The following is a 3,311-nucleotide window of genomic DNA, read 5'->3' on the forward strand; positions in this document are numbered from 1 at the left end:
GGATCTTGCCTTGCGGCGCGTCGAACTCGATCGTCGGCAGCGCCTTGAGCACATCATCGTCCTTCAGCGATCCGGCCTTCTCGGCGGCCAGGGCGTAGAGATGCAGGCCGTTGTAGCCGGCTTCGCCGATGCCGTTGACCATCTTCTCCTTGCCGAACTTCTCGCGGAAGCTCGCGATGAACTTCTTGTTGACCGGATTGTCGAGCGCCATCCAGTAAGGCTGCGGTGCGTAGGTGCCGGCCGCGACGCCGGGCGGCAGCGCGTCCTTGTTGAAGACCTCGTCGAGCGGTGCGATCAGCGGCTGCTTGATATCGAAGCTGCGATACTGCTTGAGCTGGGTGACGGCGTCGTTGCCGACCACCATCGACCAGACGACATCGGGCTTCAGCGACTTGATCTTCTGGAAGGCCGGGCCGAAATCCGTGGTGCCGAACGGATAGTAGTCGGCGCCGATGATCTTGCCGCCGGCCTTTTCGTAAGCCGCCGTGATCGCCTCGGTCATCTTCTGCGGCCAGGCATAGTCGGAGGCCATGACGTAGATGGTCTTGCCGAGGGTCTCGGCCACCCACGGCATCATCGGGTCGACCTGCTGCATCGGGATCGGGCCGGTGGCGACGAAGTAGCGGTTGCATTCGCCGCCCTCGAAATTGGTTGGGTAGAAGAACAGCTTCTTGGCCTTCGAGGTCACCGACAGCGTAGCACTTCGCTCCGGCGAAATGATCGTGCCCATGACCACGTCGACCTTGTCTTCGTTGATGAGCTTGCGCGCCTTGTCGATGGAACCCTTGGTCGTGGTCTGGTTGTCCTCGATGAACAACTCGACCTGGCGCCCGCCAATGCCATTGGCGGCGTTCAGTTCGGCGGCGGCGAGCTTGTAGCAATTGAGCAGCGTCTCGCCGAGGATCGCCTGCAGCCCGGTGATCGGGATCTACAGGCCGACCTTGACGGTGTCGGCGGCGCGCAGGACCGACGGCGCACCGACCATGGCGAAAGCGGCCGCGGCGCCGCCGGATTTCAAGACAGTTCTTCTGCTTATCATTGTTGTGTTCCCTTCCAGTCCCAGGCGCGCCCCATGCACGCCTTACAAGTCAACAAGCTCCCAGGCGCGCTTCAGGCGCGCCTTATAGGGCCAACAGATCCTTCAGCAGGGTCTCGTCGGCGAACGCCTCCGGCGCGCCTTCATGGACGATCCTGCCCTTCTCCATCACCAGGCAGCGGTCCGATGCCTTGAGAACGAGATCGAGATTCTGCTCGACCAGCACGATCGCGATGCTGCGTTTGCGCGCGATGCGCGGCACCAGCTCGGCGATCGACTGCACGATGTTCGGCTGTATGCCTTCCGAAGGCTCATCGAGCAGCAGCACCGACGGCAGGCCGCAGAGCGCGCGGCCGATCGCCAGCATCTGCTGCTGGCCGCCCGAAAGCGTGCCGGCGACCTGCGCTTCGCGCTCGCGCAGGATCGGAAAATAGCCGAAGATGTCGGCCGAAATGCCGCCGTCGCCACGGTCCTTGGCAGCGCGGGTGCCGACCTCCAGGTTTTGCCGCACCGTCAGCTGGTTGAAGATCCCGCGCCCCTGCGGCACATGCGCAATGCCTGCCCGCGCGCGGCGGAAGGCCGGCGCGTTCGTGAGGTCCTTGTCACCGAGAACCACCGCGCCACCGCTCGCTCGCAAGCCGCCGGCGATGACGCGCAGCAGCGTCGTCTTGCCGGCGCCGTTACGGCCGAGCAGGCCGACGACTTCGCCTGGCGCGACACTGAGGTCGATGCCGTTCAGCACCGGGAGCGGGCCGTAGCCGGCTGACACCGCCATTGTCCGCAGCATGATCAGCGCCTCCCCAGATAGACATCGCGGACCATTTCGTCGGTCTCGATGTCATGGAAAGGACCGCTGCGCAGGCGGCGTCCCTGATGCAGCACCAGCGTCTCGCAGTTCAGCGCCCGTACGAAGCGGATATCGTGTTCGACGGCGACGATCGAGAACTCGCCCTTTAGGCGTAGCAGCATATCGGCCGTCGCCAGCGTCTCCTGCGGCGTCATGCCGGCGGTGGGTTCGTCGAGCAAAAGCAACCGCGGCTCGATTGCCAGCGCCATGCCGATCTCCAGCCATTGCTTCTGGCCATGCGCGAGTTCGCCGGCCGGTGTGGCGGCGCGATTGCTCAGCGCGACCAATTCCAGCAATTCGCCAACCGGGCGCACAGGCGAGGGCGCCCCCCAGCGGGCGACCTTCACATTGTCTTCCACCGAGAGGCTCGGGAAGACGGACGGGATCTGGAACTTGCGCGCGATGCCGAGCCGGGCGATGCGATGCAGCGGCAGGCCGGCTATGTCGTGGCCGAGGAAGCGCACGCTGCCGCTGGTCGGGCGCAGCGTACCGGTCAACACATTGAGGAAGGTGCTTTTGCCGGCGCCGTTCGGGCCGATGATGCAGCAGAGTTCCTTGTCGCGTACAGTGAGGTTCAGGGCCTCCAGCGCCTGCAGCCCGCCAAAGCGGATGCCGACATTTTCGGCCTGGAGCAGGATGTCGCTCATTGTGCGCGCCTCCCGCCTTTGAACAGGGCTTTCAGTCGCGCGTAGATCGACAGGATGCCGTCCGGCAGGACGAAGACGATGATGACGAAGACACAGCCGAGCAATAGCGGCCACAGGCTCGGGTTGAAACTGCTGATCGTCTGCTGCGCACGCTGGATGAAGATGGCGCCGAGCACCGGCCCCAGCAGCGTGCCGCGCCCGCCGACCGCCACCCAGACGATGACTTCCGTCGACAGAAGCAGTCCGGACAGATCCGGTGCCACCAACCCCGCCATGCAGACATAGAGCGCGCCGGCAAGGCCGGCGATCGCCGCCGACAGGACGAAGGTGACGAGCAGCCGCAACGGCGCATTGTGGCCGAGCGCTGCTGCCCGGACTTCATTGTCCTGTATGGCGGTCAGCACCGTACCCCAGCGGCCACGGCTGATCGACCACAGCGCCAGCACGGTCACCGCGACGATGGCCGAGACGAAGATGTAGCTGGGCAGGTCCTGGCTGAGATCGACGTGCAGCCCGCCGACATCGAAGGCAATCGGCGGAATGCCGATCAGCCCGCTGTCGCCGCCGGTGACCGAGCTCCAGGAGACCGCCGCCTGCTGGCAGATGACGCCCATGGCCAGCGTGACGATGGTGAAATAGCTGCCACGGATGCCGCCGAAAAACAGGAAGTAGCCGATGATGGCGGAGACCAAGGCCGCACCGGCCACCGCACCGATGATGCCAAGCAGGCTGGCGAAGGAGATCGCATCGTTGAGCGTGATCAGCGCCATGATGTAGCCGC

5 protein-coding genes are annotated in these 3,311 nt (G+C 64.9%); all 5 read right to left on the reverse strand.

What is annotated here, in order from left to right:
• Nucleotides 1-928 (reverse strand): substrate-binding protein (locus tag ENZ75_RS26020; RefSeq protein WP_348630626.1); only part of this gene is annotated, 928 nt, incomplete at its 3' end.
• Nucleotides 929-1,039: a twin-arginine translocation signal domain-containing protein gene (locus tag ENZ75_RS35345; RefSeq protein WP_245481239.1), complete on the reverse strand. Its 111-nt coding sequence runs from the start codon at nt 1,037-1,039 to the stop codon at nt 929-931.
• 82 nt (nt 1,040-1,121) lie between these two features.
• Nucleotides 1,122-1,823, reverse strand: coding sequence for an ABC transporter ATP-binding protein (locus ENZ75_RS26025; protein ID WP_063167561.1), 702 nt, complete (start codon nt 1,821-1,823; stop codon nt 1,122-1,124).
• Nucleotides 1,824-1,825: 2 nt separating this feature from the next.
• Nucleotides 1,826-2,530: an ATP-binding cassette domain-containing protein gene (locus tag ENZ75_RS26030; RefSeq protein ID WP_013532995.1), complete on the reverse strand. Its 705-nt coding sequence runs from the start codon at nt 2,528-2,530 to the stop codon at nt 1,826-1,828.
• Nucleotides 2,527-3,311: branched-chain amino acid ABC transporter permease (locus ENZ75_RS26035; protein ID WP_164888005.1), on the reverse strand; the 785-nt coding region annotated here is incomplete at its 5' end. The genes ENZ75_RS26030 and ENZ75_RS26035, both read right to left, overlap by 4 nt.

It is taken from the genome of Mesorhizobium sp. M7A.F.Ca.CA.002.04.1.1, assembly GCF_004022805.1.
Taxonomy (GTDB): domain Bacteria; phylum Pseudomonadota; class Alphaproteobacteria; order Rhizobiales; family Rhizobiaceae; genus Mesorhizobium; species Mesorhizobium ciceri.